Raw genomic sequence first — 25,250 nt, 5'->3', positions numbered from 1 at the left:
CTCGCAAGCCCGCGGTTTCACCGGTGTACATGCAGGGCACACCAGTTGTTGAAGAAGGTGAAAGGATGCGCGGGGGTAAGAAAGAAGGGACGCCGAAGCGTCCCTTGCGATTCTGAGGGGACGGCCTTGGTGCCTGCCGTCCGATCGGCTGAGCGGTTGTTACGGGCACCCTGGCCGCTGCGACTGCTGTTGTGGAGCTGATGCAGCGATCAGGTGAGCGCAGGCTCCGCCTGGTGTGCGTCGATGCTCTCCATGATCCTGTCCTGAGAGGCGGCAGCCGTCAGCGCTTCGTTCTCCGCCTGGATCCTGACCAGCTCGGACTCCAGGTCCTGGACGCGCTGCTGCAGCCGTCGCATCTCGGCGAGGAGTCGAGGGTCGGAGCCGCCGACGTAACCGAGAAGCGCCTTTGCCATGATGGATGGTCCTCCACACTGAGTGACCGACCGATGCGGTGTGGGTCGTGAGGGATTTCGCACCCGCGGTGCTTGGCACATCCGTGTTGCTCTGCTGTTGCTCGATGCCAAACAGCTAAGGTGCGCGGGGCTTTCAGAGTCTCACCAAAAAGTTTGACGGTCAACACGATCACACCCCGTATTGGGGGCGAACCGGGGCGCGCGGCCGGGAAATGCGGCGGCGCTGCGAGTCACCCGGGCCCTCGGGGCTCAGCGATCAGCTGTACCCCGGGAGCCTGCCACGCCGCGCCCTTCTTGGCAACCACCAGGCCGTTTCCGCTCCCGGCGGGCACCGCCCGGGGTGGTCGCGCCGCGGCCGCGCGGCTCCGGCTCAGCGGACCGCGAAGCCGTCGTAGCCGCCGCGAGGTGTGTCCCAGATCTCGGTGACACCGTCGACGCGGCCGGGCGTGTCGTCGCCCTGGAGCCAGTCGAGCAGTCCCTCGCAGCCCTCGCGCGCGCCCTCGGCGACGACCTGGACCCGGCCGTCCGCCAGATTGAGAGCAAAACCACTCAGGCCGCCGATCTCCAGCGCCTTGGCACGCGTGAACCAGCGAAATCCCACGCCCTGCACGTGTCCTCGCACCCAGGCCACCAGTCGAACATCCTCGCTCATGGGGGCAACCTAACCGGCCGGTGTCGTCCGGCACACATCGCCTCCGGGTGGCATGGGGTACCGTCCGCTTTTGGCTCATCTCATACGAAACTCACTCGATCGAGTGGATTGGGATGCCCGTAAGGACGTACGAGGAAGAGGACCAGGACATGGGACGCCACCGACGCTCGGACGCCGGCCGCGCCGGGGAGGGCGACGCCACGCAGGGCTCCGCCGCCGGGGGCGGGTTCCCGTCCCCCTCCTCGCACCCGGTCCCGCCCGCGTCCTCTCCCTCGTCCCCGTCCTCGGACACGGTGCCGATCCCGATGGGTGCCCATCCGGACCCGGAGGCCTACGCGGAGGCGAAGGCCAAGGCCGAGGCGTATCTCTTCGCGGCGGAGGGCTCGGCGACGGCGGACGCGGGACCGGAGGCGTCCGGAACCGGTACCGACGCGCCCCGGGACGCGTCGCGCCGAAAGGGCGCCGGCCGTTCGGTGAGCGTGGCCCTGCTCGGGCTGTCCGTGGCCGTCGCCCTGGGCGCCGGTGCCGTGGCCGCGGGCGTGGTCCCGGGCTTCGACGGCTACCGGGCCGGGGACAGCGTCCACACCACCGGGGGCCGGACCGCGGTCGCGAACTCCCCCGGCAACACGGCCGCCGCACAGGGCGGTACGTCCGGCGGCGCGCGCACCGGCATCGGCGGCGCGACGTCCGGCGGGGGCGCCGTACGGCCGCAGTCCCCCGCCGCCCCCGAGCCGTCCTCGTCCCCGGCACCGGCGAAGTCCGCCCCGGCCTCCCCGTCGAGGCCCGCGCCCGCGACGAAGCCGGTCGTCCCGCCGCCCGAGTCGAAACCGGCGGCGTCGGCGTCACCGTCCGGGCAGCCCGGCACGAAGACCACCGCTCCGAAGACCACCGCTCCGAAGCCCACCGCTCCAAAGCCCCGCGCGTCGAAGAGCGACGCCCCGGAGACCACCGCCCCGGACACCACGGCGCCGAGGACCGGCCCCGCGGCCACCCCGTCGCCCTCCTCCTCGTCCGCGAAGCCCCGCCCGTCCCGTCGTACGACGAGGACCAAGGCCCCCGCGCCGGCCGCTCCCGTGATCACGGTGTCGGCACGGGCCGCCGCCGAGGCCGAGGTGCTGAAGCTGGTCAACGACGAGCGGGCGAAGGCGGGCCTGGGCGCGCTGTCCGCGAACTCCTCGCTGACGAGGCTGGCCGAGGCGTTCAGCGACGACATGGCGACGCGGGGCTTCTTCGGCCACACCGACCCCGGCGGCAGGTCGCCCTGGGACCGGGCGGCGGCGGCCGGCGTCACCGGCCTCGTCGGTGAGAACATCGCCCGCGGCCCGGCGGACCCGAAGGCCGTGGTGAAGGCGTGGATGGCCGACCCCGGCAACCGCGCCGCCATCCTGAACCGCGACGTCAAGACCCTCGGCGTCGGTGTGCACTACGGCCCGGGCGGACCGTGGTGGACCGAGGAGTTCGGCTCCTGAGCCCCCGGGGCGACCGGGGCCCGCGAACCTCGGTGACCCCCGAAGGGCGGACCCCGGCGGCCCCCCAAGGCCGGTGAGGCCCCCAGGCCGCCGAGGTCCCCGTTCACGCGGCGGCGCGACCCCGCGCGAACGTCAGCGCCGTCCGCGTCACCCGGCGCCCGAGGTGCTCGGCCGTGGCTATGTCCGCCTTGTGCACGCCCTCCGGGCCCTGGTCCGTGTTGGTCTGGGCGCCGGCGCCGGCGAAGATGCCGAGGCGGTTGAGGTCGTTCTCGGAGGCGGTGCTGGAGTTCCAGCCCGGGAGCAGGCCCAGGTTCACCCAGTGCATGCCGTGCTGGGCGGCGAGGATCTGGAAGAACTGCAGGGTGTGCAGCTTGTCGCCGCTCTTGGAGCCGGAGTTGGTGAAGCCCGCGGCCAGCTTGTCCTGCCAGTCCTGCCCGGCCCAGCGCGAGGAGGTCGCTTCGGCGAAGCCGTGGAAGGCGCCGGAGGCGGTGCCCATGTAGGTGGGCGAGCCGAAGACGATCGCGTCGGAGCGGTCCAGCGTCCCCCAGTCCTCCTCGGTGATCTCGTCCACCTTGATCAGGTGCACCTCCGCACCGGCCTCCGCGGCACCGGCGCGGACGGCCTCGGCGAGGACGGCGGTGTGGCCGTAACCGGAGTGGTAGGCGATGGAAACGACAGGGGCGGTCATGACTCTCCTCGGGAGGGCAGCTCAGTAACGGTGTGGAAATGAAAGCACTAACCGGAAGTTAGTGCAACCCAGCGGTGAGCGCTGCGGACGCGTACCCTTGGGGTATGACCGCCTGTTCCGAGGAGCACGAAGAGCTCGCCTACAACGTCTTCGCCAAGGCCTGCCCGTCCCGGGGCACGCTGGAGCACGTCACCGGCCGCTGGGGCGCGCTGACGCTCGGCGCGCTGCACGAGGGCTCACTGCGCTTCAACGAGCTGCGCCGCCGCGTCGACGGGGTGAGCGAGAAGATGCTGTCCCAGACCCTGCACGCGCTGGAGCGGGACGGACTGGTGCACCGCGAGGCCCAGCCGACCAACCCGCCCCGCGTGGACTACGAGCTGACTCCGCTGGGCCGCGAGATCGCCGGCCGGCTCCTCGCGCTCATCGAGTCCGTGGAGGGCTCCATGGACGAGGTGCTGGCGGCCCGCGGGCGTTACGACGAGGCGCGCGGCGCCCGCTGACACTTCGGGCAGAAGTAGCTGGAGCGGTTCATCCAGGGGCGGCGCCGGATGGGGGTGCCGCAGCGGTTGCAGGGCTCGCCCTCGCGGCCGTAGGCGTCCAGGGAACGGTCGAAGTAGCCCGACTCGCCGTTGACGTTCACGTACAGGCTGTCGAAGCTGGTGCCGCCGACGGCGAGGGCCGCGTTCATCACGTCCCGGACGTGGCCGAGGAGTTCGGCGGTGACCGGGCGGGTGAAGTTGGCGGTCGGGCGCTCGTAGTGGATGCGGGCGCGCCAAAGCGCCTCGTCCGCGTAGATGTTGCCGACGCCGCTGATCAACGACTGGTCCAGCAGGGCCCGTTTGACGGTGGTCCGCTTGCGGCGCAGGGCCTGGTGGAAGGCCTCGTCGTCGAACAGCGGGTCGAGGGGGTCGCGGGCGATGTGCGCGATGACGTCGGGCAGGCCCTCGGGGGTGTTGTCGTGCAACGACAGCCCGCCGAAGGTGCGTTGGTCCACGAAGCGCAGTTCGGTGCCGAGCGAGTCGGCGAACCGGACGCGGATGCGCAGATGCTTCTCGTCCGGCGCCTCGTGCGGCTGCACCAGCAGCTGCCCGCTCATGCCGAGGTGCGCGAGCACCGACTGGTTGGTCTCCTCCAACGGCAGCCACAGGTACTTGCCGCGCCGGCTGGGCTCGCCGATGTGGTGCCCCTTGAGCCGCTGCGCGAAGTCCTCGCCGCCGGCCACGTGCCGGCGCACGGCACGCGGGTGCAGCACCTCGGTCTCGGCGACGGTGCGGTGGGCGACCCACCGCGCCAGCCCACGCCGGACGACCTCGACCTCGGGCAACTCGGGCATCGCAACCCCCGTGGAAAGCGCTGGATGAACCGAGCGCCCGCCCCTCGCGAAACGGTGGGGGCGGGCGCTCGGGTGTGGTGCTCGTCAGGCGGTGGCGGACGACGTGTCGTCGTCCTTGACGGCTTCCGCGACGGCCTCCTGGGCCTGCTTCGCCGCCGTGGCCCGCTCGTCCGCCGCGGCCTTGATGGCCCGCCAGGCGGACTCGGCGGCCTGCTGCTCCGCCTCCTTCTTGCTGCGGCCGGTGCCGGTGCCGTACGAGACGCCTCCGACGCGGGCGGCAGCAGTGAAGGTCTTCTCGTGGTCGGGGCCGGTCTCCGTGACCAGGTACTCGGGCACGCCGAGTCCCTCGATCGCGGTCAGCTCCTGGAGGGACGTCTTCCAGTCCAGGCCGGCGCCCAGGTTGGAGGACTTCTCGATCAGCGGGTCGAAGAGCCGGTGCACCAGCTCGGACGCCGCGTCGAGGCCCTGGTCGAGATAGACCGCGCCGATCACCGCTTCGAGGGTGTCGGCGAGGATGGACGCCTTGTCCCGGCCGCCCGTGCCCTCTTCACCCCGGCCGAGCCGGATGAAGGCGCCGAGGTCGAGGCCGCGCCCCACCTCCGCCAGCGCACGCGAGTTGACCACCGCGGCCCGCAGCTTGGCCAGCTGGCCCTCGGGCAGGTCGGGGTGGGTGCGGTACAGCGTGTCCGTGACGACGAGGCCGAGCACGGAGTCCCCGAGGAACTCCAGCCGCTCGTTCGTCGGCAGACCGCCGTTCTCGTACGCGTAGGAACGGTGGGTCAGCGCACGCACCAGAAGGGCGGACTCGAGCTGATACCCGAGCCGCCCTTCCAGAAGCGTGTGGGACGAGGCCTGGTTGTCCGTGCCTCCACCGGCGCGGGGAGTGTTCTTCTTCGGACTGGACACAGTGCCTCTCACCAGCCCGCTCAGACTTCGAGGACCTGGCGCTTGTTGTAGGTGCCGCAAGACGGGCACGCGATGTGCTGCAGCTTGGGCTCGTGGCAGCGCTCGCACGCAACCAGGGTGGGGACCGCAGCCTTCCACTGCGACCGGCGGTGGCGCGTGTTGCTGCGCGACATCTTCCGCTTCGGAACAGCCACGGCTACTTCTCCTGCTTCTCGTCGACGCCCGCTTCGGCGCCGCTCATCTCGTCCTTCTCGCCGTCCGTCATGGTGTCGGCGAGTCCCTGCAAAGCCGCCCAACGGATGTCGACGGCGTCATGGTGGTGGTCCGGGTCGTCCGCGAGCCGCGCCCCACACTCGGAGCACAGGCCCGGGCAGTCTTCCTGGCACACCGGCTGCATCGGCAGTGCGAGCACCACCGCATCGCGCAGCAGAGGTTCGAGGTCGATCAGGCCGTCCTCGATGAAGAGCCTGTCCTCGTCGTCCTCGGCGTCGTCGCCCGGTTCCGCGATCACGCGGCCCCGGTCGTCGGCGTCAGGGTACGAGAACATCTCCTGGAAGTCCGCTTCGAGCTCCAGCTCGACCGGCTCCAGACACCTTACGCACTCCCCCTTGGCCGTTGCACGGGCGGTGCCTGTGACAAGCACCCCTTCCATGACCGACTCCAGGCGGAGGTCGAGTTCCACCGGGGTGCCTTCCGGCACTCCGACGACTCCCGGGATACCGAGATCCACGGGGGCGTCGATCTCACGGGTCAGGCGCTGCAGCGCACCAGGACGCCGACCCAGCTCGTGCGTGTCGATCACGAGGGGGTTGCGGTGGTCGAGGCGGGCGTTGGAAGCCATTCCTGCTTTCGATCTACGTACTCGAAGGGACACCGCCCGTAGGTGTTTCCGGGCAGCGGCGGTCGCGGACGACTCCGCACTCGGCATGAGGGCACGCGCGACCGAAGAGCCAGGATACTGGACCTTGGCCCCAGGACCCAATCCGGTCGGTCAGCCCAGCCCGCGGCCCTGCTCGTACGCCCGCAACTGCTCGGCGCTGATCATGCTGGTGTCGAAGAGGCTGGTCTCGTCCAGAGCGTAGTCCTGCTGCCCCTGTGCCTGCGGGGCCTGGTGTTGCTGCTGGGGGTCGTAGGGGGCCTGCTGGGGATATCCCTGGTAGGCGTAGGGGTCCGGCTGCTGGTAGCCGTACGGGTCCTGCTGCTGGGTCCCCTGGTCGTAGGGGGCCTGCTGCGGGAAGCCGGTGTAGCCGCCCTGCTGCTGGTGCTGCTGGTCGTACGCCCCGTACGCGGGCTGCGGCTCGTACGACGGCTGCTCCGGCACGGGGTCGTAGCCGTGCTGGTCCGCCGCCGGCTCGTACGCGGGCCGCTCCGGCCGGGACTGGGCCGCCGGGCGCTCGGCCGGGGTGTCGGCGAGGGCGGCCAGGTCGGCCAGGTAGTCGGCGTCGCTGGAGTGCTGGAAGGTCGTGGTGTCGTCGGCGAGGGCACCGAGGTCGTCGGTGGCGATCCGGCCGTGCAGCTTCTGCCGGCCGCGGCCGACCGCCTCCAGGGTCTTGGCGAGCACCGCCTCGAAGGCGCCCAGCTTGGCGTCCACGTACGCGTCGGCGTTGTGCCGCAGGGTCTCGGGGTCCTGGCTGCGCTCGGGGGCGTCCTCGTCCTCGTAGCCGTGCTCGTCCAGGCCGGGGCCGGTGCCGAGCAGCTTCTCCCGGCCGCGGCCGACCGAGCCGAGGGTCTTGGTCAGGACGACCTCGAAGTTGGCGAGCTTGGAGTCCACGTAGTCGTCGGCCTCGGCGCGCACCTCCTCGGCTTCCCGGCGGGCCTCGGCGAGGATCCGGTCCGCCTCCGCCTGGGAGCGGCGGGCGATCTCGGTGCCGGAGATCAGCGAGCCGCGCTCGGCGTGCGCGCTCTCGATGATCCGCTCGGCCTCCTGCCGGGCCTGCTCGACCATCTGCTCACGGTCGCCGATCAGTTCCTGCGCCTGCGCGAGGGAGCCGGGCAGCGCCTGGCGCACCTCTTCCAGCATCGCGAGCAGATCGGCGCGGTTGATCACGCAGGACGCCGACATGGGCATGGCCCGGGCGCCGGCGACCGCGGAGACGATCTCGTCGAGCTTCTTCTGCACGTCCACCTGTGCTCGCCACTCTCTACAGCCGGTTGGAGACGGACGGGACGACTGTAGCCCCCGCGCCCATCAGTCCTTGCGCAGACGCCTGTTGAGGGCGGTGACGACCTCCGGCGGCACCAGGTGGGAGACGTCGCCGCCCCAGGCCGCGACCTCCTTGACGAGCGAGGAGGACAGGAAGCTGTAGGTGGGGTTGGTCGGCACGAACAGCGTCTCGACGCCGGTGAGGCCGTTGTTCATCTGGGCCATCTGCAGCTCGTAGTCGAAGTCGCTGACGGCGCGCAGGCCCTTGACGATCGCGGGGATGTCGCGCTCTTTGCAGAAGTCCACGAGCAGCCCGTGGTGGGACTCGACGCGCACGTTGGCGTAGTCGGTGGTCACCTCGCGGATGAGCGCGATCCGCTCCTCGATGTCGAACAGGCCCTTCTTGGACTGGTTGATCATCACCGCGACGTAGACCTCGTCGTACAGCTTGGAGGCTCGGGCGATGATGTCGAGATGTCCATTGGTGATCGGGTCGAACGACCCGGGACAGACGGCGCGGCGCACTTGAGATCCCTCGCTCTCCGGTCCGGTCATCGTGCGTCTTCGCACGTAGAGGCGGCGCGACCGTACCAAAACGTTCCCTCGCCGTAACGACGGGAGCGGATCGCCTCGAAGCCGTCCGGCCAGTGGAATTCGCCGCCTCTGGTGCTGCGCTCCACGGTGACGAGGGCGTTCTTCGCGAGCCAGCCCTCCGAGTGGAGTGTGAGGAGAATCTCGCGAAGATCGTCGTCTGTGACGGCATATGGGGGGTCGAGGAAGACCAGGTCGTACGGCTGGGCGGGGGGCGCGGTCCGTACGACCTGTTCCGCTTTGCCCGCCCTGACCTCCGCGCCGGGCAGGCCCAGGTTCCGCACGTTCTCCCGGACGGTTCGCGCGGCGCGGGCGTCGGCCTCCACGAGGAGGGCGTGGCCCGCGCCCCGGGAGAGGGCTTCCAGGCCCACGGCGCCGGAGCCGGCGTAGAGGTCGAGGACGCGTTCGCCCTCCAGGGGGCCGCCGAGGAGGGACTGCCAGGTGGAGAAGAGACCTTCGCGTGCGCGGTCGGAGGTCGGCCGGGTGCCGGTCCCCGGCGGGACGGCCAGGCGGCGTCCGCCGGCTGCGCCGGCGATCACGCGGGTCATGTGTGGTCCTTCGTGGTGGGCGGCTTCGACGTTCCATTGTGGCGGGTGACGCGACCCCCCGCGCCCCTGGTCAGGATCGCTTCACCCCTTCTCCAGGTACTGCTCCCGCTCGTCGTCCAGCAGCGCGTCCAGGGCGGTGCGCAGGCCCGGCAGGTGCGCCAGCTCGGGGTCCGCCTCGACGACCTTCGTCGCCTCCTCGCGGGCCTGCGCGATGACCTCCTCGTCCTCGATGACGGCGAGGACGCGCAGGCTGGAGCGGGCGCCGGACTGGGCCCGGCCGAGGACGTCGCCCTCGCGGCGCTGTTCCAGGTCGATCCGGGAGAGTTCGAAGCCGTCGAGGGTTGAGGCGACCGCGTTCAGGCGCTGGCGGGCGGCGCTCGCCTCGGGCATCTCGGTGACCAGGAGGCACAGGCCCGCGGCCGAGCCGCGGCCGACCCGGCCGCGCAGCTGGTGGAGCTGAGAGACGCCGAAGCGGTCGGCGTCCATGATCACCATGGCGGTGGCGTTGGGCACGTTCACGCCGACCTCGATGACCGTGGTGGCGACCAGGACGTCGGTCTCGCCCGCGGCGAAGCGGCGCATCACCGCGTCCTTGTCGTCGGGGTGCATACGGCCGTGCAGGACCTCGACCCGCAGGCCCTGCAGGGGACCCTTGGCCAGGTGGTCGGCCACGTCGAGGACCGCGAGCGGGGGGCGCTTCTCGGCCTCGTCCTCGGGGGACTTCTTCCGGGCCGCCTTCTTCGGGTCGTCCTCCTCGTCGCCGATGCGGGGGCAGACGACGTAGGCCTGGTGGCCGCCGGCCACCTCCTCGCGGACCCGCTCCCAGGCGCGGGCCAGGAAGTGCGGCTTGTCGGCGGCCGGGACGACGTGGCTGGCGATCGGGGAGCGGCCGGCCGGCAGCTGGTCGAGGACGGAGGTCTCCAGGTCGCCGAAGACGGTCATGGCGACCGTGCGCGGGATCGGGGTGGCGGTCATCACGAGGAGGTGCGGGGGCTGTTTGCCCTTGCCGCGCAGGGCGTCGCGCTGCTCGACGCCGAAGCGGTGCTGTTCGTCCACGACGACCAGGCCGAGGTCGTGGAAGCGGACCTTGTCCTCGATCAGGGCGTGGGTGCCGATGACGATGCCGGCCTCGCCGGTGGCCAGGTCGAGCAGGGCGCGCCGGCGGGCCGCGGCGCCCATCGAGCCGGTGAGCAGCACCACCTTGGTGGCGTGCTCGGTACCGCCCAGCATGCCGCCCTCGGCCAGCTCGCCCATCATCTCGGTGATCGAGCGGTGGTGCTGCTGGGCCAGCACCTCGGTGGGCGCGAGCATCGCGGCCTGCCCGCCGGCGTCGACCACGGCGAGCATGGCGCGCAGGGCCACCATGGTCTTGCCCGAGCCGACCTCGCCCTGGAGCAGCCGGTGCATGGGGTGTTCGGTGGCCAGGTCGTCGAAGATCTCCTGGGAGACCTTGCGCTGGCCCTCGGTGAGGGTGAAGGGGAGGCGGGCGTCGAAGGCGGTCAGCAGACCGTCGGGGGCGGGGGTGCGGGCGACCGCGGGGAGCTGGGCGTCGGCGTGCCGGCGGCGGGCCAGGGCGACCTGGAGGACGAAGGCCTCGTCCCACTTCAGGCGGGCGCGGGCGTCCGCGATGTCGGCCTTGGTGTGCGGGCGGTGGACCTTGAGCAGGGCCTCGGGGAGGGGCAGCAGGCCGCGGCCCTCGCGCAGGGCGCCGGGCAGCGGGTCGACGGCGTCCTGGGCGGTGGGCAGGACCGTCTGGACCGCCTTGCCGATCTTCCAGGACTCCAGTTTGGCGGTGGCCGGGTACAGGGGGATGAGGGCGCCGGCCCAGTTCTCGACGGTCTCCTCGCCGTCGCCGCGCAGCAACTCGTAGGCGGGGTGGGCGAGCTGGAGGCGGTGGTTGAAGACGGAGACCTTGCCGGCGAACATCGCGCGGGTGCCCGGCAGCAGCTCCTTGTGCGGCTTGTGCACGCCGTTGCCGAAGAAGACCAGCTGGAGACGGCCGCTGCCGTCGGTGATCGTGACCTCCAGGCGCTGCCCCTTGCCGCGGGGCGCCCGGGCGGAGGCGAAGCTGTGCAGCCGGGCGTCGGCGACCTGGGCGACCACGGTGACGTGTTCGTCCATGGGCAGGTCGGCGAGGTGGGTGAGCTGGCCGCGCTCCTCGTACCGGCGCGGGTAGTGGTGCAGGAGGTCGCCTACGGTGTGCAGGCCGAGGTGCTCGGCCATCACCTTGGCGGTGGCGGGGCCGAGCACTGACTTCAGCGGCTGTTTCAGTGGTTCTTCCAGTGCGGGCACGAGACCCATTGCACACCACGGCACCGACAATCGGGCAGCACGCCCGCCCCGACGGGGGGCTACTCCACGCCGATGAGCAGCAGGCTGCCCTGGCCGCCGCCCCGGTACACCACCGTGTCCACGGCCAGGTAGGACTCCCGTACCCGGGTCTCCAGGTGTCCCGCGACGGCCTCGGGCGCCTCGTCGCCGACGACGAGGGTGACCAGCTCGCCGCCGGCCTGGAGCATGCGGTCCAGGACGGTCTCGGCGGTGGCGGTGACGTCCGCGCCGATCACCGCCACGTCCCCGTCGATCAGGCCGAGCACGTCCCCGGCCTGGCAGATGCCGGCCGTGGTCCAGGAGCGGTGCTCGGCGACGACGACCTCGGCGTACCGGGTGGCGCCCGCCGCCGAGGTCATCTGCACGACGTCCTCGTCGAAGCGGCGTCCCGGCTCGTGCACCGCGAGCGCGGCGATGCCCTGGACCGCGGAGCGGGTCGGGATCAGCGCCACCCGGACGCCCTCGGCGCGGGCCTGCTCGGCCGCCGCGGCCGCGGTGTCGCGCAGCTCGGCGTCGTTGGGCAGCAGGACGACCTCGCGCGCGTGGGCCCGGCGTACCGCCGCCACCAGTTCCCCGCTGGCCGGCGGCTCCCCGGGGCGCGCGAGGACGGCGGTCGCGCCGGCCTCGGTGTACAGCCCGGCCAGGCCCCGGCCCGGCACGACGGCGACGACGGCCCGCTGGGCCCGCTCGGGCGCCGGTCCCGGGCCGCCGGTGTGCACGTCGCCGGCCCCGAAGTGGGTGATCCGGATCCGGTACGGCCGCCCGGCCTCCACGCCCGCCTCCACGGCGGCGCCCGCGTCGTCCACGTGGACATGGACGTTCCACAGCCCGTCGCCGCCCACCACGACCAGGGAGTCCCCGAGGGCGTCGAGCCGGTCCCGGAGCCGGGCGACGGCGGCGTCGTCGGCCTCCAGGAGGTAGATCACCTCGAACGCGGGGCCGCCGGGCCCCTCGCCGCACCCCTCGGCCCCGGTGTCCGGGGCCCCGGTGCCGCACCCCTCGGCCCCGCTGTCCGGGATCCCGGTGCCCTCCAGGGCCCCGGCCGTCTCCCGCACCGCCTCCCCCGTGCACGTCTCCACCAGCGCCCCGAGGACCGCCACCAGCCCCCGGCCGCCCGCGTCGACCACCCCGGCCCGGGCTAGGACCGCCAGCTGGCCGGGGGTCGCCGCCAGGGCGGCGCGGGCGCCCTCGTAGGCGGCCAGGGCCACCGCCGCGCAGTCGCCCTCCGCCCCCTCGGCGGCGTCGGCGGCGGCCGAGGCGACGGTGAGCACGGTGCCCTCGACGGGGTGGGCCACGGCCCGGCGGGCGGAGTCGGCGGCCCGGCGCAGGGCGAGCCGCAGGCCGGGGCCGTCGCAGTGGGCCCCCGCGCCGTCCGCGGCGAGGACCTGGGCCATGCCGCGCAGCAGCTGGGCGAGGATGGTGCCGGAGTTGCCCCGGGCGCCGATCAGCGCCCCGTGGGCCATCGCGCGCACCGCGTCCGCGAGCCGGGGCCCGGCGGGGTCCGTCTCGTACCCGGCGAACACGGCCTCCACGGCCGTCGCGGCCGACTCCAGGGTGAGGTAGAGGTTGGTGCCGGTGTCGCCGTCCGCCACCGGATAGACGTTGATGGCGTCGATGTCCTCGCGCGCGCGGCCCACCGCGCGCAGCGCCAGACCGCACCAGGTGCGTACCGCGAGAGCATCGAGGAATGTCTGCGGCACCTGCGCCACCTGCGCCTCCCTGAGCTGGCTGGACGTGGTCGCAGCGTAGACCCCGGGGCGGTGCCCGCCGGAAGTGGGCCGGGGGCGGGACCCCGCTCCGTCATGGTAGTTTCGCTTCCCGGACGCAGCCTTGGTATGCTGCTCCGGTTGCCCGATCCGATCGGGCTTTTCCCCCTGGCACCGCCACTCAGATCTCAGGTCGTACGATCTCGATCCCGGCATGCCGGGATTATCCGTAAGTGCATCTGAAGTCTTTGGAGTGACCCGTGGCTGCCAACTGCGACGTCTGCGGCAAGGGGCCGGGCTTCGGCAACAACATCTCGCACTCGCACCGCCGTACGTCCCGCCGCTGGAACCCGAACATCCAGCGTGTGCGTACCGTGGTGGGCGGGACGCCGAAGCGCGTGAACGCTTGCACCTCGTGCATCAAGGCGGGCAAGGTCTCGCGCTGACGCTACAGCAGCGCGCGGCCACCGCTTGGTTCGCTGCACTGAGCCGGTCCACCTCAGGGTGGGCCGGCTTTTTGCCGTACCCGAAAGGGACCCCGGCGACCCCGTCCCGGATCAGCCCCGCAGTCGCCACCCATGGTCCACCGGCCCGATCCCGGCCCCCAGCGAGAACCCCGCCGCGATCGCCCCGGTGACGTACTCCTTGGCCGCGCCGACCGCCTCCGGCACGGCGAGGCCCTTGGCCAGGTGCGAGGCGATCGCGGAGGCCAGGGTGCAGCCCGTGCCGTGGGTGTGCCGGTTGTCGTGCCGGGGCGCCCGCAGCCAATGCTCCTCGGCGCCGTCGGTCAGCAGGTCCACCGCGTCGCCCGCCAGATGGCCGCCCTTGATCAGCACCCAGCGCGGGCCGAACGCCAGCACCGCCGCCGCGGCCCGGCGCAGATCGCCCTCGGACTCGACCGCCACCCCCGTGAGTTGGGTCACTTCGTCCAGGTTCGGGGTGGCCACGGTCGCCGCCGGGAGCAGCCTGGTGCGCACGGAGTCCAGGGCGGAGGCGGCGAGCAGCGCGTCGCCGTGCTTGGAGACGCCCACCGGGTCGACCACGGCCGGCGCGTCCGTGCCGGAGATCAACTCGGCGACCGTCTCGACCAGTTCCGCCGACCCCAGCATGCCGGTCTTCACGGCCTGGACGCCGATGTCGTCCACGACGCTGCGGTACTGGGCCCGGACCGCCGCCGCGGGCAGTTCCCAGGCGCCCTGCACGCCCAGGGAGTTCTGCGCGGTCACCGCGGTGATCACGCTCATCCCGTGGACGCCGAGCGCCAGCATGGTCTTCAGGTCGGCCTGGACACCCGCGCCGCCGCCCGAGTCGGAGCCGGCCACGGTGAGCACCCTGGGCGGGCTCATGACTCGATGTCCCCGAAGTGGTCCCAGCCGCCCGCGCTGGTCCAGGGCGCGCCGTCGACGGTCACCTGGGGCAGCGCGGAGGGGTTCAGCACCTCCCCGATGACCTTCCAGCGGGCCGGGAGCTTGGTCTCCGGCGGGAAGGTCGCCACGATGGCGTGGTCCTCTCCCCCGGTCAGCACCCACTGCATCGGGTCCACGCCGACCGCCTGCCCGATGTCGTTCATCTGCGTGGGCACGTCGATCGCGCCGGAGCGGATGTCGATGCGGACCTTGCTGGCCTCGGCGATGTGCCCGAGATCGGCGATCAGACCGTCGCTGACGTCGCACATCGCGGTCGCGCCGAGCGAGGCGGCGGCCGGGCCCGCGTGGTACGGCGGCTCGGGGCGGCGGTGGGCCTCCACGAAGGCCCGCGGTGAGCGGAAACCGCGCGAGAGCACCGCGTAGCCGGCCGCGGACCAGCCCAGCCAGCCCGTGACGGCCACCAGGTCGCCGGGCTGGGCGCCGGCCCGGGTCACCGGCTCCTGGTTGCGCAGATCGCCGAGCGCGGTGATCGACACGGTGATGCCGTCGCCGCGCACCACGTCCCCGCCGACCACGGCGGCGCCCGCCACCTGGCACTCGTCGCGCAGCCCGTCCATCAGCTCGGTCGGCCAGCTGACCGGGAGTTCGGCCGGGACGACCAGGCCGAGCAGCAGCGCGGTCGGCACTGCGCCCATGGCGGCGATGTCCGCGAGGTTCTGCGCGGCCGCCTTGCGCCCGACGTCGTAGGCCGTGGACCAGTCGCGGCGGAAGTGCCGCCCCTCGACCAGGACGTCGGTGCTCGCCACCACCCGCCGGTCGGGCGCGGCCACCACGGCGGCGTCGTCGCCCGGACCGATCCGCACCGCCGGGGTCGTGGTGAGACGGGAGGTGAGCTCCCTGATGAGCCCGAATTCCCCGAGCTCACCAACCGTGCCCTTCATGTCCCTGACTCCCCTTCTCTGCCTGTGCCTGACCGTGCGAACTCGCGCGTCATCAGTGTCCCCGATACCGTCGAGATGACCCCGACGCGGTCCGCGGGACCGCCGCCCGGCCCCGGGCGACCGTCAACTTCCGTCGTGCCTGCACCCTGGCGCGCAAGCCCGGTTCCCGCAGGTCTCCCCGCGGGGAGCGGCGACGCGATACCGTGGCGTTCCTTTTCCCCACATGATCCTCGTGGCCGCCCTGGAGGTTCCGTGGTACAGGCGTACATCCTGATCCAGACGGAGGTCGGCAAGGCGTCGACCGTCGCCGAGACGATCAGCAAGATCCCTGGAGTGATCCAGGCCGAGGACGTGACGGGTCCATACGACGTCATCGTGCGCGCCCAGTCCGAGACCGTCGACGAACTGGGTCGCATGGTGGTCGCCAAGGTCCAGCAAGTGGACGGCATCACACGCACCCTGACCTGTCCGGTCGTGCATCTGTAGCCCCCGTCTACGCTTGGCCGGTGAACTTCTTCCGTCACCGGCCCCTCGCCCTCGCCGTCCCGCTCGTGCCGGCCCTGCTGCTCGCGGTCGCGGGCTGCTCCGGGGACGGCGGCACCACGGTGGCGGCTCCCCGTCCCGACGCGAAGACCGCCCCGCTGTGCCGGGCTCTGCACAAGGTGCTGCCCGCCGAGGTGGACGGGCGGCACCGGGCCGACCCCGAACCCCGGTCCGCCTACACGGCGGGCTGGGGAAACCCGGCGATCATACTGCGCTGCGGGATCGTCCGGCCGCCGAAGATGGTCGACCCGAAGGTGGCACAGGGGCAGGACCCCGACGCGATCGCGGGCGGGGTCAACGGCGTGGACTGGCTGATGGAGAAGGAGTCCGACGGCACCTGGCGGTTCACCACGTCGGGCCGCCGCGCCTACGTCCAGGTGACCCTGCCGAAGAGCCTGTCCGGGCCGGACCACAGCACCCAGGTCCTGGAGGACCTGGGCCCGGCCGTGAAGAAGGCGATCCCCGAGGGGATCGCCTCCATGCGCGGTTGAGCGGTTCGTCCGGTCAGCGAAGACCGGTGGAGCGCCGCAGCGCCGCCTGCACCAGCCGGTCGATCAGCTCGGGGTAGCCGACGCCGGTCGCCTGCCACATCTGCGGGTACATCGAGATCGGCGTGAACCCGGGCAGGGTGTTGATCTCGTTGATGACGAACTCCCCGTCCTCGGTGAGGAAGAAGTCCGCGCGGACCAGTCCCTCGCAGGACGCCGCCTCGAACGCCTCCACCGCGAGCCGCCGCACCTCGGCGGTCTCCTCCTCGGTGAGCGGCGCCGGCACGATGCCGGGCGTGGAGTCGATGTACTTGGCCTCGAAGTCGTAGTACGCGTGCGTGTCCGGCGGCGGGATCTCGGCCGGCACGGAGGCGCGCGGGCCGTCCTCGAACTCCAGGACGCCGCACTCGATCTCGCGGCCGACCAGGGCGGCCTCGACGATGATCTTCGGGTCGTGGGCCTGCGCCTCGGCGATCGCCTCGTCCAGGCCGGACAGGTCGTCGACCTTGGTGATGCCGATGGACGAGCCGGCGCGGGCGGGCTTCACGAACAGCGGCCAGCCGTGCTCGCCGGCGAAGTCGACGATCTTCTTGCGGGCGGCGGCCTCGTCCCGCTGCCACTCGCGGGGCCGGATCACCACGTACGGGCCGACCTTGAGCCCGAAGGAGGTGAAGACCCGCTTCATGTACTCCTTGTCCTGGCCGACGGCCGAGGCGAGCACGCCCGCGCCCACGTACGGCACCCCGGACAGCTCCAGGAGGCCCTGGAGGGTGCCGTCCTCGCCGTAGGGGCCGTGCAGCACCGGGAAGACGACGTCGACCTCGCCGAGCGCCTTGGGCACGGAGCCGGGCTCGCTGTAGACGACCTCGCGGTTTGCGGGGGCGACGGGGAGCACCACGTCGCCCTCGTGCGACTCCGCCAGTTCCTCGACGGCGGGCAGGGAGCGGTCGGTGATGGCCATCCGCTCCGGCTCGTCCGCCGTCAGCGCCCAACGGCCGTCCCGGGTGATGCCGATCGGCAGGACGTCGTACTTCGTCCGGTCGATGGCCTTGAGGACGGCGCCGGCGGTGACCACGGAGATCCCGTGTTCGGAGCTGCGGCCACCGAACACGACGGCCACGCGCGGCTTGCGCTGCGGCTGCTCAGGGCTCTGGGGAAGGTTCTCGGTGCTCATATCGCGTCGAGAGTACCCGTTGGTAGAGCCCGGATACAGCGTCGACTCCGCCCGGGAACGCACGAAAACGGGTGTATTTCGTTCAGCGTCCGCGCGGATTCGCTCAGCGTCGTTCGGGCTTCGCGCTGCGCGACATCAGTTCCTTGAGCGCGACGACCGGCGGCTTGCCCTCGTGCACGATGCCGGCGACCGTCTCCGTGATCGGCATGTCGACACCGTGCCGGCGGGCCAGATCCAGCACGGACTCACAGGACTTGACGCCCTCGGCGGTCTGCTTGGTGACCGCGATGGTCTCCTCCAGGGTCATGCCCTTGCCGAGGTTGGTGCCGAAGGTGTGGTTGCGGGACAGCGGGGAGGAGCAGGTGGCCACCAGGTCGCCGAGACCGGCGAGTCCGGAGAAGGTCAGCGGGTCGGCGCCGAGCACCGTGCCGAGCCGCGCGGTCTCCGCGAGGCCCCGGGTGATCAGCGAGCCCTTGGCGTTGTCGCCGAGCCCCATGCCGTCCGCGATACCGACGGCGAGCCCGATGACGTTCTTCACGGCACCGCCCAGCTCGCAGCCCACCACGTCGGTCTCGGTGTACGGCCGGAAGTAGGGCGTGTGGCAGGCGGCCTGGAGGCGCCGGGCGACGGCCTCGTCGGCGCAGGCCACGACCGCGGCGGCGGGCATCCGGGCGGCGACCTCGCGGGCCAGGTTGGGCCCGGTGACCACGGCGATGCGGTCCGCGCCGACCTTGGCGACGTCCTCGATGACCTCGCTCATCCGCATGGCGGAGCCGAGTTCGACGCCCTTCATCAGGGAGACGAGGACGGTGCCCGGGGCGAGCAGCGAAAGCCACTCGGCGAGGTTCTGGCGCAGGGTCTGGGAGGGGATGGCGAGGACGGTGAACTCCGCGTCGCGCAGCGCCTCGGCGGCGTCCGCGGTGGCGCGCAGGTTCTCCGGGAGTTCCACACCGGGCAGGTAGTCGGGGTTGGTCCGGGTGGAGTTGACCGCCTCGGCCAGCTGCGGCCGGCGGGCCCACAGGGTCACCTCGCAACCGGCGTCGGCGAGCACCACGCCGAAGGCGGTGCCCCAGGAGCCGGTGCCCATGACGGCCACCCGCACAGGCGTGCTCACTTGCTCTGCTCCTCTTCCTGCCGGCCCTTGTTCTGCCGCTGGGTGCGGCGGCGCTGCTCGATCCGCTCGCGGCGCGGGTCGTACGGCGTCTCGGGCGCCTTCTCGCCGCGGATCTCCTCCAGGAGACGGGTGATGGCCGCCATGATGACCTCGGTGGCCTCCTTGAGGAGGTCCGGGGTCATGTCCCTGCCGTAGAAACGCGACAGGTCCACCGGCGGGCCCGCCAGCACATGGTGGGTCTTGCGCGGGAAGAGGTTCGGCTTCTTGGCGTACGGCGGCAGCAGTTCGTTGGCGCCCCACTGGGCGACCGGGATCACCGGGCACTTGGTCTGCAGGGCGACGCGGGCGGCACCGGTCTTGCCGGTCATGGGCCAGCCGGCCGGGTCGCGGGTGAGGGTGCCCTCGGGGTAGAAGGCGACGCACTCGCCGCGTTCCACGGCGTCGATCGCGGCGCGGAAGGCGCTCAGCGCGTCCGTGGACTCGCGGTAGACCGGAATCTGTCCCGTGCCGCGCATGGCGGCGCCGACGATTCCCTTCTTGAAAAGCCCGCTCTTCGCCAGGAATCGCGGAACCCGTCCGGTGTTGTACTGATAGTGCGCGTATGCGAAGGGGTCCACGTGGGAATTGTGGTTCACCACCGTTATAAATCCGCCCTCGGCCGGAATGTGCTCCATTCCACGCCAGTCCCGCTTGATCAGAACCACCAGCGGCGGTTTGCAGATCACCGCGGCGAAGCGGTACCAGAAGCCGATTCTGCGGCGGGGCACAAGGACACCTTCCTCTAGGGCAGCCACCCCGGCGGGGGCCGCACAAGTGTCGCCCCGGAGCGCCGGTCTGTCGAGAACACCGTACGCCCGCCCGTCACCGGCCCCCGTCCTTGCACGGGGCTTCGCGCGCCCGCCCGTACACCCGTGGCGGACGGCGGCGGGTGACAATGATCGCGACGAGAGAGGGACGGTACGCCGGTGCAGTGGACGTTGGTCATCCCCCTGAAGCCCCTGTCCCGGGCCAAGAGCAGGCTCGCGGACACCGCGGCGGACGGGGTCCGCCCGGGGCTGGTCCTCGCGTTCGCCCAGGACACGGTGGCCGCGGCCCTGGCGTGCGAGGCGGTCTCGGATGTGGTGGTCGTCACGGACGATCAACGGGCCGGGCGCGCGCTGGCGGAGCTGGGCGCGGGCGTCGTGCCGGACACCCCGGCGCGCGGTCTGAACGCGGCGCTCGCGCACGGGGCGGGCACCGTGCGCCGGGTGCGGCCGGGTGCGGCCGTGGCAGCCCTGAACGCCGATCTGCCGGCGCTGCGGGCGGCGGAACTCCAGCGGGTGCTTTCCGCCGCCGCGGAATTCCCCCGGGCATTTCTCGCGGACGCGGCGGGGGTCGGTACGACGTTGCTGGCGGCCGGGGCGGGCGAGGAATTGCGGCCGGGGTTCGGGACGGGATCGCGGGCGCGGCACCGGGCGTCGGGCGCGCGGGAACTCCTGCTGGCGGACGTGGATTCGGTGCGCCAGGACGTGGACACCGGGGACGATCTGCGGGCGGCGCTGGCCCTGGGGGTCGGGCCGCGCACGGCGGCCGTGTGCGCCGAATTGCCGGTGCCCGGCGCCTGACCGGCGCGGGCCGGCTCACTCGCCCCCCGCACCACGGTGGCCCGCGGTCCGGACGGCTACGCTGAACCCCATGCAGGCGACCGCGTACACCTACGACACCGAGACCCGGAGCGGACAGGTGCTGCTCGACGACGGCACCCCGGTGCCCTTCGACGCGGCGGCGTTCGACCGCGGCGGTCTGCGGCTGCTGCGGCCCGGGCAGCGTGTGCGCATCGAGACGGAGGGGGCCGGCGAGGGGCTGCGGATCACGCTCGTCACCCTCCAGACGCTGTAACCGCCCTTGCACACGCCGCGGGCCGGACTCCCCGAGGAGTCCGGCCCGGCGCGTGAGTGCCCAGGTCGGTGACGCCGCGCCTAGCGGGCGGTGGCCTTCTTGGCGGTGGTCTTGCGGGCCGTCGACTTCCTGGCCGGCGCCTTCTTCGCGGTGACCTTCTTCGCCGGGGCCTTCTTCGCCGTCGCCTTCTTGGCGGTGGTCTTCTTCGCCGCGGTGGTCTTGGCGGTCGCCGTGGTCTTGGCGGGCGCCTTCTTCGCGGTGGTCTTCTTCGCCGTGGCGGTGGTCTTCTTGGCCGCCGTCTTCTTGGCCGTGGTCTTCTTCGCGGCCGCCTTGGTGGTCTTCTTCGCGGCGGCCTTCTTCACCGTCGCGGCGGCGCCGCCGGTCAGGCTGCCCTTGGGCGCCTTCTTCACGGAGACCTCACCGCCCCGCGGCAGCTTCTTGGAGCCGCTCACCAGGTCCTTGAAGCCCTGTCCGGCGCGGAACCGCGGCACGGAGGTCTTCTTGACCCGAACCCGCTCGCCCGTCTGGGGGTTGCGGGCGTAGCGGGCGGGGCGGTCTACCTTCTCGAAGGACCCGAAGCCGGTGACCGAGACCCGCTCGCCCGCGACGACCGCGCGGACGATGGCGTCCAGGACATGATCGACGGCATCGGCGGCCTGCTGGCGGCCGCCCACCTTGTCGGCAATCGCTTCTACGAGCTGCGCCTTGTTCACGTCTTCCCCTTCGGAGACATCGCCAGAACGAATGTGTTCAAGCTTTTTCGCACGTTAGGCAGATATATACCGCAAATCAAACACGAAACGGGCTTATCACCCTTGTGCCGCAACAGACTCGGCGTTCTCGGGCTGTTCAGCGGTCCTCGCCGGGGATCCGACCCTCGTCGAGGTCCGCGTTGAACCGCTCAAGCCGCCTTGCCGCACCGGCGAGATCGTGCTTGGCCGCGGCCGTAATGACCAGCAGCTTCCGGGTCAGCGCCATCCGTACGCCCTCCGGGACTTGCAGTGCGCGCACTCGCGAGTGCGCTTCCTTGAGTTGGTTCGCGACCGCCGTATAGAGCTGGAGTTGGCCGTCGTGTTCCATGCACAGATTGTGCCATCTGGGGCGAGTTGTCGCCTGCCCAGGGGGCAACTCCCGCCACAAATGGCCTTCCGTGCTCTTGCGGAAGGCGTGATCCTCTGCCTCATCTACCCTGCCAACGCCCTTCATAACACGGGAAGTTGAGAGCGTCCCCAGAGGTGGGCACGGCCGGCGGGGCCCCGACATGCCTGTACCCCCGATCGGGGCGATCGGGGGTACAGGTGGGTTGGTTGCAGTGGCCGAAACCCGACCCTCTGGGGGGTCCGGGACAGGCTACCCGGTCAGCTCTGGAGCGTCCGCGGCTTGTAGGCGGGGCGCTTCGCCTCGTAGGCGGCGATGTCGTCCTCGTTCCGGAGCGTGATGGAGATGTCGTCCAGGCCGTTCAGCAGGCGCCAGCGGGAGTTCTCGTCCAGCTCGAAGGAGGCGGTGACGCCCTCGGCGCGCACCTCGCGCGCCTGGAGGTCCACGGTGATCTCGGCCGTCGGGTCGGCCTCGGTCAGCTCCCACAGCGCCTCCACGACCTTCTGGTCCAGGACGACGGTGAGCAGGCCGTTCTTCAGCGAGTTGCCGCGGAAGATGTCCGCGAAGCGGGCGGAGATCACGGTCTTGAAGCCGTAGTTCTGCAGCGCCCAGACGGCGTGCTCACGGGAGGAGCCGGTGCCGAAGTCGGGGCCGGCCACCAGGACGGTGGCGCCCTGCCGCTCGGGACGGTTGAGGACGAACTCGGGGTCCTTGCGCCAGGCCTCGAACAGCCCGTCCTCGAACCCGTCCCGGGTGACCTTCTTGAGCCAGTGGGCGGGGATGATCTGGTCGGTGTCGACGTTGCTGCGGCGCAGCGGCACGGCCCGGCCGGTGTGGGTGGTGAAGGCTTCCATCGTTCTCAGACTCCAGCGGGCGTACGGTCGTCGGTCAGGTCGGCCGGGGCGGCGAGGTGGCCCAGGACGGCGGTGGCGGCCGCGACCTGCGGCGACACCAGGTGGGTACGTCCGCCCTTGCCCTGCCGGCCCTCGAAGTTGCGGTTGGAGGTGGAGGCGGAGCGCTCGCCCGGGGCCAGCTGGTCGGGGTTCATGCCCAGGCACATCGAGCAGCCCGCGTAGCGCCATTCGGCGCCGGCCTCCTTGAAGACCACGTCCAGGCCCTCGGCGGCCGCCTGGAGGCCGACCCGCGCGGAGCCCGGCACGACCAGCATCCGTACGCCGTCGGCGACTTTGCGGTCCTTCAGGATCTCGGCGACGGCGCGCAGGTCCTCGATCCGGCCGTTGGTGCACGAGCCTACGAAGACGGTGTCCACCTTGATGGAGCGCAGCGGCGCTCCGGCCTCCAACCCCATGTATTCCAGGGCCTTTTCGGCGGCCAGGCGCTCCGATGCGTCTTCGTACGAAGCCGGGTCGGGGACGGACGCCGAAAGCGGCGCGCCCTGGCCGGGGTTGGTGCCCCAGGTGACGAACGGGGACAGCTCGGCGGCGTCGATGACGACCTCGGCGTCGAAGACCGCGTCCTCGTCGGTGCGCAGGGTCTTCCAGTACGCGACGGCCGCGTCCCAGTCGGCGCCCTCGGGGGCGTGCGGACGGCCCTTGAGGTACTCGAAGGTGGTCTCGTCGGGGGCGATCATGCCCGCGCGGGCGCCGGCCTCGATCGACATGTTGCAGATGGTCATCCGGGCCTCCATCGAGAGCTTCTCGATGGCGGAGCCGCGGTACTCCAGGACGTAGCCCTGGCCGCCGCCGGTGCCGATCCTCGCGATGATCGCCAGGATCAGGTCCTTGGCGGTGACGCCCTCGGGCAGCTCGCCCTCGACGGTGATCGCCATGGTCTTGGGGCGCACCATCGGCAGCGTCTGGGTGGCCAGCACGTGCTCGACCTGGGAGGTGCCGATGCCGAACGCCAGCGCGCCGAAGGCGCCGTGCGTGGAGGTGTGGGAGTCACCGCAGACCACGGTGGTGCCCGGCTGGGTCAGGCCCAGCTGGGGGCCGACCACGTGCACCACGCCCTGCTCGACGTCGCCCAGCGGGTGCAGCCGCACGCCGAACTCGGCGCAGTTCTTGCGCAGGGTCTCCAGCTGGGCGCGGGAGACCGGGTCGGCGATCGGCTTGTCGATGTCGAGGGTCGGGGTGTTGTGATCCTCGGTCGCGATGGTGAGGTCGAGGCGGCGCACCGCGCGGCCGTTCTTGCGCAGCCCGTCGAAGGCCTGCGGGCTGGTCACCTCGTGCAGCAGGTGCAGATCGATGTAGAGGAGGTCGGGCTCGCCCTCGGCGCGCCGGACGACGTGGTCGTCCCAGACCTTCTCCGCGAGTGTCCTACCCATCGCTTTCCCTCCGGCCGGCATGCGTGCACCGGCGCATCTAGAGATCTTGAGGACGGCGCCCGCACCCCCTGGTTCCGGGCGCCCGTCGCCGGGCCCGTCGATGGACGGGCCGCCGTGTCCAACCAGAGTGGCGCGTTCCGCAGAAAATTGAACTTGCGTTTCACAGAGTGAGACGCGAGTATCGTTGCATGGACAACAGTAGCGGCGTCGGCGTTCTGGACAAGGCGGCCCTCGTCCTGAGCGCCCTGGAGTCCGGTCCGGCCACCCTCGCGGGTCTGGTCGGGGCCACCGGACTGGCACGACCCACGGCCCACCGCCTGGCCGTGGCCCTGGAACACCACCGCATGGTGGCACGCGACATGCAGGGCCGGTTCATCCTCGGCCCCCGGCTGTCGGAACTCGCGGCGGCGGCGGGCGAGGACCGCCTGCTGGCGACGGCGGGCCCGGTCCTCACCCACCTGCGCGACGTCACCGGCGAGAGCGCCCAGCTCTACCGGCGCCAGGGTGACATGCGGATCTGCGTGGCCGCGGCGGAGCGCCTGTCCGGTCTGCGGGACACCGTCCCGGTCGGCTCCACGCTCACGATGAAGGCCGGCTCCTCGGCGCAGATCCTGCTCGCCTGGGAGGAGCCCGAGCGCCTGCACCGGGGTCTGCAGGGCGCCCGCTTCACCGCGACGGCCCTGTCGGGCGTACGGCGCCGCGGCTGGGCCCAGTCCATCGGGGAGCGCGAGCCGGGCGTCGCGTCCGTCTCCGCGCCCGTGCGCGGCCCCTCCAACCGCGTGGTGGCCGCCGTCTCCGTCTCGGGCCCCATCGAGCGCCTCACCCGGCACCCGGGCCGTATGCACGCGCAGGCCGTCATCGACGCCGCCGGCCGCCTCTCCGAGGCCCTGCGCCGCTCCGGCTGACCTCCACCGCGCCGGAAACACCGGGGAGGGCCCGCCTCAACGCCGCGGCGGCCCTCCCCGTTTCCCGCTCCCCCGCTTCCCCGGATCCCGGCCCAGTCGGCTCAGTCGGCCTTCTCGCGCACCGGCTCGCGCCGCGGCCTCGCCGCGCGGTAGGCGAACCGGTCCGCGGCGTACCGCCCCCGCCGCTCCAGCGGCACCTGCCCGTACGCCTCCGCCAGCCCGAACGCCGGCATGTCCGCGTAGACCGCCTCGTACGACCCCTCCGGCACCACGTACGCCTCGTGCCAGATGCCGACCTGCCCGCGCAGCCTGCCCGCCCGCTCCGCGCGGTTGATCCGGGCCCACACCTCGTGGTGGAAGGCGTCGGGCGCGGCGGCGTAGGCGTACAGCTTCTCCTTGGACTCCCAGTACTGCACGACGTAGTACGTGCGCGGCGACGCCGTCAGCAGCACCTTCGCACGCAGCCCCCGGGAGGGGTCCCGGGCCAGTTCCCGCAGCATCCGCAGCATCGCGAGCATCGTCGGCACCCACAGATGGACCGCCCGGAAACGGTTGATGCGCATGCCGATCAGCAGGACGACGACCTCGCCCTCCGCGCCGGCGGTCGTACGGGACACCATCGCTTCCCCCTTCGTTGGTGAGCGGCACTATCCAAGGGCCGATGCTTGGATAGTGCTC

At 72.0% G+C, this 25,250-nt stretch carries 30 protein-coding genes; 8 read left to right on the top strand and 22 right to left on the bottom strand.

Features of this window, described 5'->3' with window-relative positions; all coding sequences use genetic code 11:
- Positions 1 to 209 precede the first annotated feature (209 nt).
- Positions 210 to 413 (bottom strand): hypothetical protein, encoded by a 204-nt coding sequence (locus ACSP97_RS25320; RefSeq protein ID WP_014675251.1) that lies wholly within the window; start codon positions 411 to 413, stop codon positions 210 to 212.
- 370 nt (positions 414 to 783) lie between these two features.
- Positions 784 to 1,065: an acylphosphatase gene (locus ACSP97_RS25315; protein WP_070022305.1), complete on the bottom strand. Its 282-nt coding sequence runs from the start codon at positions 1,063 to 1,065 to the stop codon at positions 784 to 786.
- Between the two features lie 149 nt (positions 1,066 to 1,214).
- On the opposite strand from ACSP97_RS25315, the gene ACSP97_RS25310 reads away from it, so the two are divergent.
- Positions 1,215 to 2,534, top strand: a complete 1,320-nt coding sequence (locus ACSP97_RS25310) for a CAP domain-containing protein (RefSeq protein ID WP_440554379.1) — start codon at positions 1,215 to 1,217, stop codon at positions 2,532 to 2,534.
- Between the two features lie 103 nt (positions 2,535 to 2,637).
- Here ACSP97_RS25310 and ACSP97_RS25305 read toward each other — a convergent pair whose 3' ends face one another.
- Complete coding sequence (locus ACSP97_RS25305) at positions 2,638 to 3,222, bottom strand: flavodoxin family protein (RefSeq protein ID WP_355151570.1); 585 nt, start codon at positions 3,220 to 3,222, stop codon at positions 2,638 to 2,640.
- A gap of 104 nt (positions 3,223 to 3,326) precedes the next feature.
- Between ACSP97_RS25305 and ACSP97_RS25300 the strand changes: the two genes are divergently transcribed.
- Entirely contained in the window at positions 3,327 to 3,722 is a 396-nt protein-coding gene (locus ACSP97_RS25300; protein WP_355151572.1) for a winged helix-turn-helix transcriptional regulator, read from the top strand.
- Here ACSP97_RS25300 and mutM read toward each other — a convergent pair.
- The 9 genes from mutM to ACSP97_RS25255 all read right to left on the bottom strand — a co-directional run bounded on the left by mutM (position 3,695) and on the right by ACSP97_RS25255 (position 12,783).
- A complete protein-coding gene (gene mutM / locus ACSP97_RS25295; RefSeq protein ID WP_355151574.1) occupies positions 3,695 to 4,555 on the bottom strand; it encodes a bifunctional DNA-formamidopyrimidine glycosylase/DNA-(apurinic or apyrimidinic site) lyase in 861 nt (286 codons plus the stop codon). The genes ACSP97_RS25300 and mutM overlap by 28 nt on opposite strands.
- Before the next feature lie 84 nt (positions 4,556 to 4,639).
- Complete coding sequence (rnc, locus tag ACSP97_RS25290) at positions 4,640 to 5,473, bottom strand: ribonuclease III (RefSeq protein ID WP_382008940.1); 834 nt, start codon at positions 5,471 to 5,473, stop codon at positions 4,640 to 4,642.
- A gap of 8 nt (positions 5,474 to 5,481) precedes the next feature.
- The gene (gene rpmF, locus ACSP97_RS25285) at positions 5,482 to 5,655 is read right to left on the bottom strand and encodes a 50S ribosomal protein L32 (protein ID WP_007493396.1); all 174 of its coding nucleotides are present in this window, start codon (positions 5,653 to 5,655) and stop codon (positions 5,482 to 5,484) included.
- A gap of 2 nt (positions 5,656 to 5,657) precedes the next feature.
- On the bottom strand, positions 5,658 to 6,302 hold the full coding sequence (locus ACSP97_RS25280) for a YceD family protein (RefSeq protein ID WP_355151579.1): 645 nt from the start codon (positions 6,300 to 6,302) through the stop codon (positions 5,658 to 5,660).
- Between the two features lie 150 nt (positions 6,303 to 6,452).
- Complete coding sequence (locus ACSP97_RS25275) at positions 6,453 to 7,586, bottom strand: ATP synthase F0 subunit B (protein WP_355151581.1); 1,134 nt, start codon at positions 7,584 to 7,586, stop codon at positions 6,453 to 6,455.
- 63 nt (positions 7,587 to 7,649) lie between these two features.
- Positions 7,650 to 8,129: a pantetheine-phosphate adenylyltransferase gene (gene coaD / locus ACSP97_RS25270; RefSeq protein ID WP_355151746.1), complete on the bottom strand. Its 480-nt coding sequence runs from the start codon at positions 8,127 to 8,129 to the stop codon at positions 7,650 to 7,652.
- A 26-nt stretch (positions 8,130 to 8,155) separates the two neighbouring features.
- A complete protein-coding gene (rsmD, locus tag ACSP97_RS25265; protein ID WP_355151583.1) occupies positions 8,156 to 8,743 on the bottom strand; it encodes a 16S rRNA (guanine(966)-N(2))-methyltransferase RsmD in 588 nt (195 codons plus the stop codon).
- Positions 8,744 to 8,824: 81 nt separating this feature from the next.
- Entirely contained in the window at positions 8,825 to 11,044 is a 2,220-nt protein-coding gene (recG, locus tag ACSP97_RS25260) for an ATP-dependent DNA helicase RecG (RefSeq protein WP_440554373.1), read from the bottom strand.
- Between the two features lie 50 nt (positions 11,045 to 11,094).
- Positions 11,095 to 12,783 (bottom strand): DAK2 domain-containing protein, encoded by a 1,689-nt coding sequence (locus ACSP97_RS25255; RefSeq protein WP_440554371.1) that lies wholly within the window; start codon positions 12,781 to 12,783, stop codon positions 11,095 to 11,097.
- 257 nt (positions 12,784 to 13,040) lie between these two features.
- Here ACSP97_RS25255 and rpmB point away from each other — a divergent pair, with 257 nt between their 5' ends.
- Positions 13,041 to 13,226, top strand: a complete 186-nt coding sequence (rpmB, locus tag ACSP97_RS25250; RefSeq protein ID WP_003993230.1) for a 50S ribosomal protein L28 — start codon at positions 13,041 to 13,043, stop codon at positions 13,224 to 13,226.
- 111 nt (positions 13,227 to 13,337) lie between these two features.
- Here the strand turns inward: rpmB and thiD are convergent, their stop codons facing one another.
- Both thiD and ACSP97_RS25240 read right to left on the bottom strand, forming a co-directional pair.
- On the bottom strand, positions 13,338 to 14,126 hold the full coding sequence (thiD, locus tag ACSP97_RS25245; RefSeq protein WP_355325328.1) for a bifunctional hydroxymethylpyrimidine kinase/phosphomethylpyrimidine kinase: 789 nt from the start codon (positions 14,124 to 14,126) through the stop codon (positions 13,338 to 13,340).
- Positions 14,123 to 15,088: a thiamine-phosphate kinase gene (locus tag ACSP97_RS25240; RefSeq protein WP_355151591.1), complete on the bottom strand. Its 966-nt coding sequence runs from the start codon at positions 15,086 to 15,088 to the stop codon at positions 14,123 to 14,125. The genes thiD and ACSP97_RS25240 overlap by 4 nt, the downstream gene beginning before the upstream one ends.
- A 252-nt stretch (positions 15,089 to 15,340) precedes the next feature.
- On the opposite strand from ACSP97_RS25240, the gene ACSP97_RS25235 reads away from it, so the two are divergent.
- Together ACSP97_RS25235 and ACSP97_RS25230 are read left to right on the top strand one after the other, a co-directional pair.
- On the top strand, positions 15,341 to 15,574 hold the full coding sequence (locus ACSP97_RS25235) for an Lrp/AsnC family transcriptional regulator (RefSeq protein WP_037654619.1): 234 nt from the start codon (positions 15,341 to 15,343) through the stop codon (positions 15,572 to 15,574).
- 20 nt (positions 15,575 to 15,594) lie between these two features.
- Complete coding sequence (locus ACSP97_RS25230; protein WP_355151593.1) at positions 15,595 to 16,122, top strand: DUF3515 domain-containing protein; 528 nt, start codon at positions 15,595 to 15,597, stop codon at positions 16,120 to 16,122.
- 13 nt (positions 16,123 to 16,135) lie between these two features.
- On the opposite strand, the gene ACSP97_RS25225 is transcribed toward ACSP97_RS25230, so the two are convergent.
- The 3 genes from ACSP97_RS25225 to ACSP97_RS25215 all read right to left on the bottom strand — a co-directional run bounded on the left by ACSP97_RS25225 (position 16,136) and on the right by ACSP97_RS25215 (position 19,174).
- A complete protein-coding gene (locus tag ACSP97_RS25225; protein WP_070022320.1) occupies positions 16,136 to 17,293 on the bottom strand; it encodes a D-alanine--D-alanine ligase family protein in 1,158 nt (385 codons plus the stop codon).
- A 103-nt stretch (positions 17,294 to 17,396) separates the two neighbouring features.
- Positions 17,397 to 18,407: an NAD(P)H-dependent glycerol-3-phosphate dehydrogenase gene (locus ACSP97_RS25220; protein ID WP_440554367.1), complete on the bottom strand. Its 1,011-nt coding sequence runs from the start codon at positions 18,405 to 18,407 to the stop codon at positions 17,397 to 17,399.
- Complete coding sequence (locus tag ACSP97_RS25215) at positions 18,404 to 19,174, bottom strand: lysophospholipid acyltransferase family protein (protein WP_070022322.1); 771 nt, start codon at positions 19,172 to 19,174, stop codon at positions 18,404 to 18,406. Before ACSP97_RS25215 ends, ACSP97_RS25220 begins: the two co-directional genes overlap by 4 nt.
- A gap of 198 nt (positions 19,175 to 19,372) precedes the next feature.
- On the opposite strand from ACSP97_RS25215, the gene cofC reads away from it, so the two are divergent.
- Both cofC and ACSP97_RS25205 read left to right on the top strand, forming a co-directional pair.
- Positions 19,373 to 20,011 (top strand): 2-phospho-L-lactate guanylyltransferase, encoded by a 639-nt coding sequence (cofC, locus tag ACSP97_RS25210; protein WP_355151598.1) that lies wholly within the window; start codon positions 19,373 to 19,375, stop codon positions 20,009 to 20,011.
- Positions 20,012 to 20,081: 70 nt separating this feature from the next.
- A complete protein-coding gene (locus tag ACSP97_RS25205) occupies positions 20,082 to 20,285 on the top strand; it encodes a hypothetical protein (protein WP_070022324.1) in 204 nt (67 codons plus the stop codon).
- Positions 20,286 to 20,365: 80 nt separating this feature from the next.
- Here ACSP97_RS25205 and ACSP97_RS25200 read toward each other — a convergent pair whose 3' ends face one another.
- The 4 genes from ACSP97_RS25200 to leuC all read right to left on the bottom strand — a co-directional run bounded on the left by ACSP97_RS25200 (position 20,366) and on the right by leuC (position 23,667).
- The gene (locus ACSP97_RS25200; RefSeq protein ID WP_355151600.1) at positions 20,366 to 20,998 is read right to left on the bottom strand and encodes an HU family DNA-binding protein; all 633 of its coding nucleotides are present in this window, start codon (positions 20,996 to 20,998) and stop codon (positions 20,366 to 20,368) included.
- 136 nt (positions 20,999 to 21,134) lie between these two features.
- A complete protein-coding gene (locus tag ACSP97_RS25195) occupies positions 21,135 to 21,365 on the bottom strand; it encodes a hypothetical protein (RefSeq protein WP_070022326.1) in 231 nt (76 codons plus the stop codon).
- 278 nt (positions 21,366 to 21,643) lie between these two features.
- Positions 21,644 to 22,237, bottom strand: coding sequence for a 3-isopropylmalate dehydratase small subunit (leuD, locus tag ACSP97_RS25190; protein ID WP_074993467.1), 594 nt, complete (start codon positions 22,235 to 22,237; stop codon positions 21,644 to 21,646).
- A 5-nt stretch (positions 22,238 to 22,242) separates the two neighbouring features.
- Positions 22,243 to 23,667: a 3-isopropylmalate dehydratase large subunit gene (gene leuC / locus ACSP97_RS25185; protein ID WP_355151603.1), complete on the bottom strand. Its 1,425-nt coding sequence runs from the start codon at positions 23,665 to 23,667 to the stop codon at positions 22,243 to 22,245.
- 188 nt (positions 23,668 to 23,855) lie between these two features.
- Here leuC and ndgR point away from each other — a divergent pair, with 188 nt between their 5' ends.
- Positions 23,856 to 24,572 carry an IclR family transcriptional regulator NdgR gene (gene ndgR / locus ACSP97_RS25180; protein ID WP_067301246.1) on the top strand — a complete coding sequence of 239 codons (717 nt, stop codon included), beginning with the start codon at positions 23,856 to 23,858 and terminating at the stop codon, positions 24,570 to 24,572.
- 101 nt (positions 24,573 to 24,673) lie between these two features.
- Here the strand turns inward: ndgR and ACSP97_RS25175 are convergent, their stop codons facing one another.
- Complete coding sequence (locus ACSP97_RS25175) at positions 24,674 to 25,192, bottom strand: DUF4188 domain-containing protein (protein WP_355151605.1); 519 nt, start codon at positions 25,190 to 25,192, stop codon at positions 24,674 to 24,676.
- Between the last annotated feature and the right edge of the window lie 58 nt (positions 25,193 to 25,250).

Source organism: Streptomyces sp. SCPE 10 (assembly GCF_051980735.1).
In the GTDB taxonomy this organism is placed as follows: Bacteria; Actinomycetota; Actinomycetes; order Streptomycetales; family Streptomycetaceae; genus Streptomyces; species Streptomyces misionensis.
This window is presented reverse-complemented; position numbering and strand designations above follow the sequence as displayed.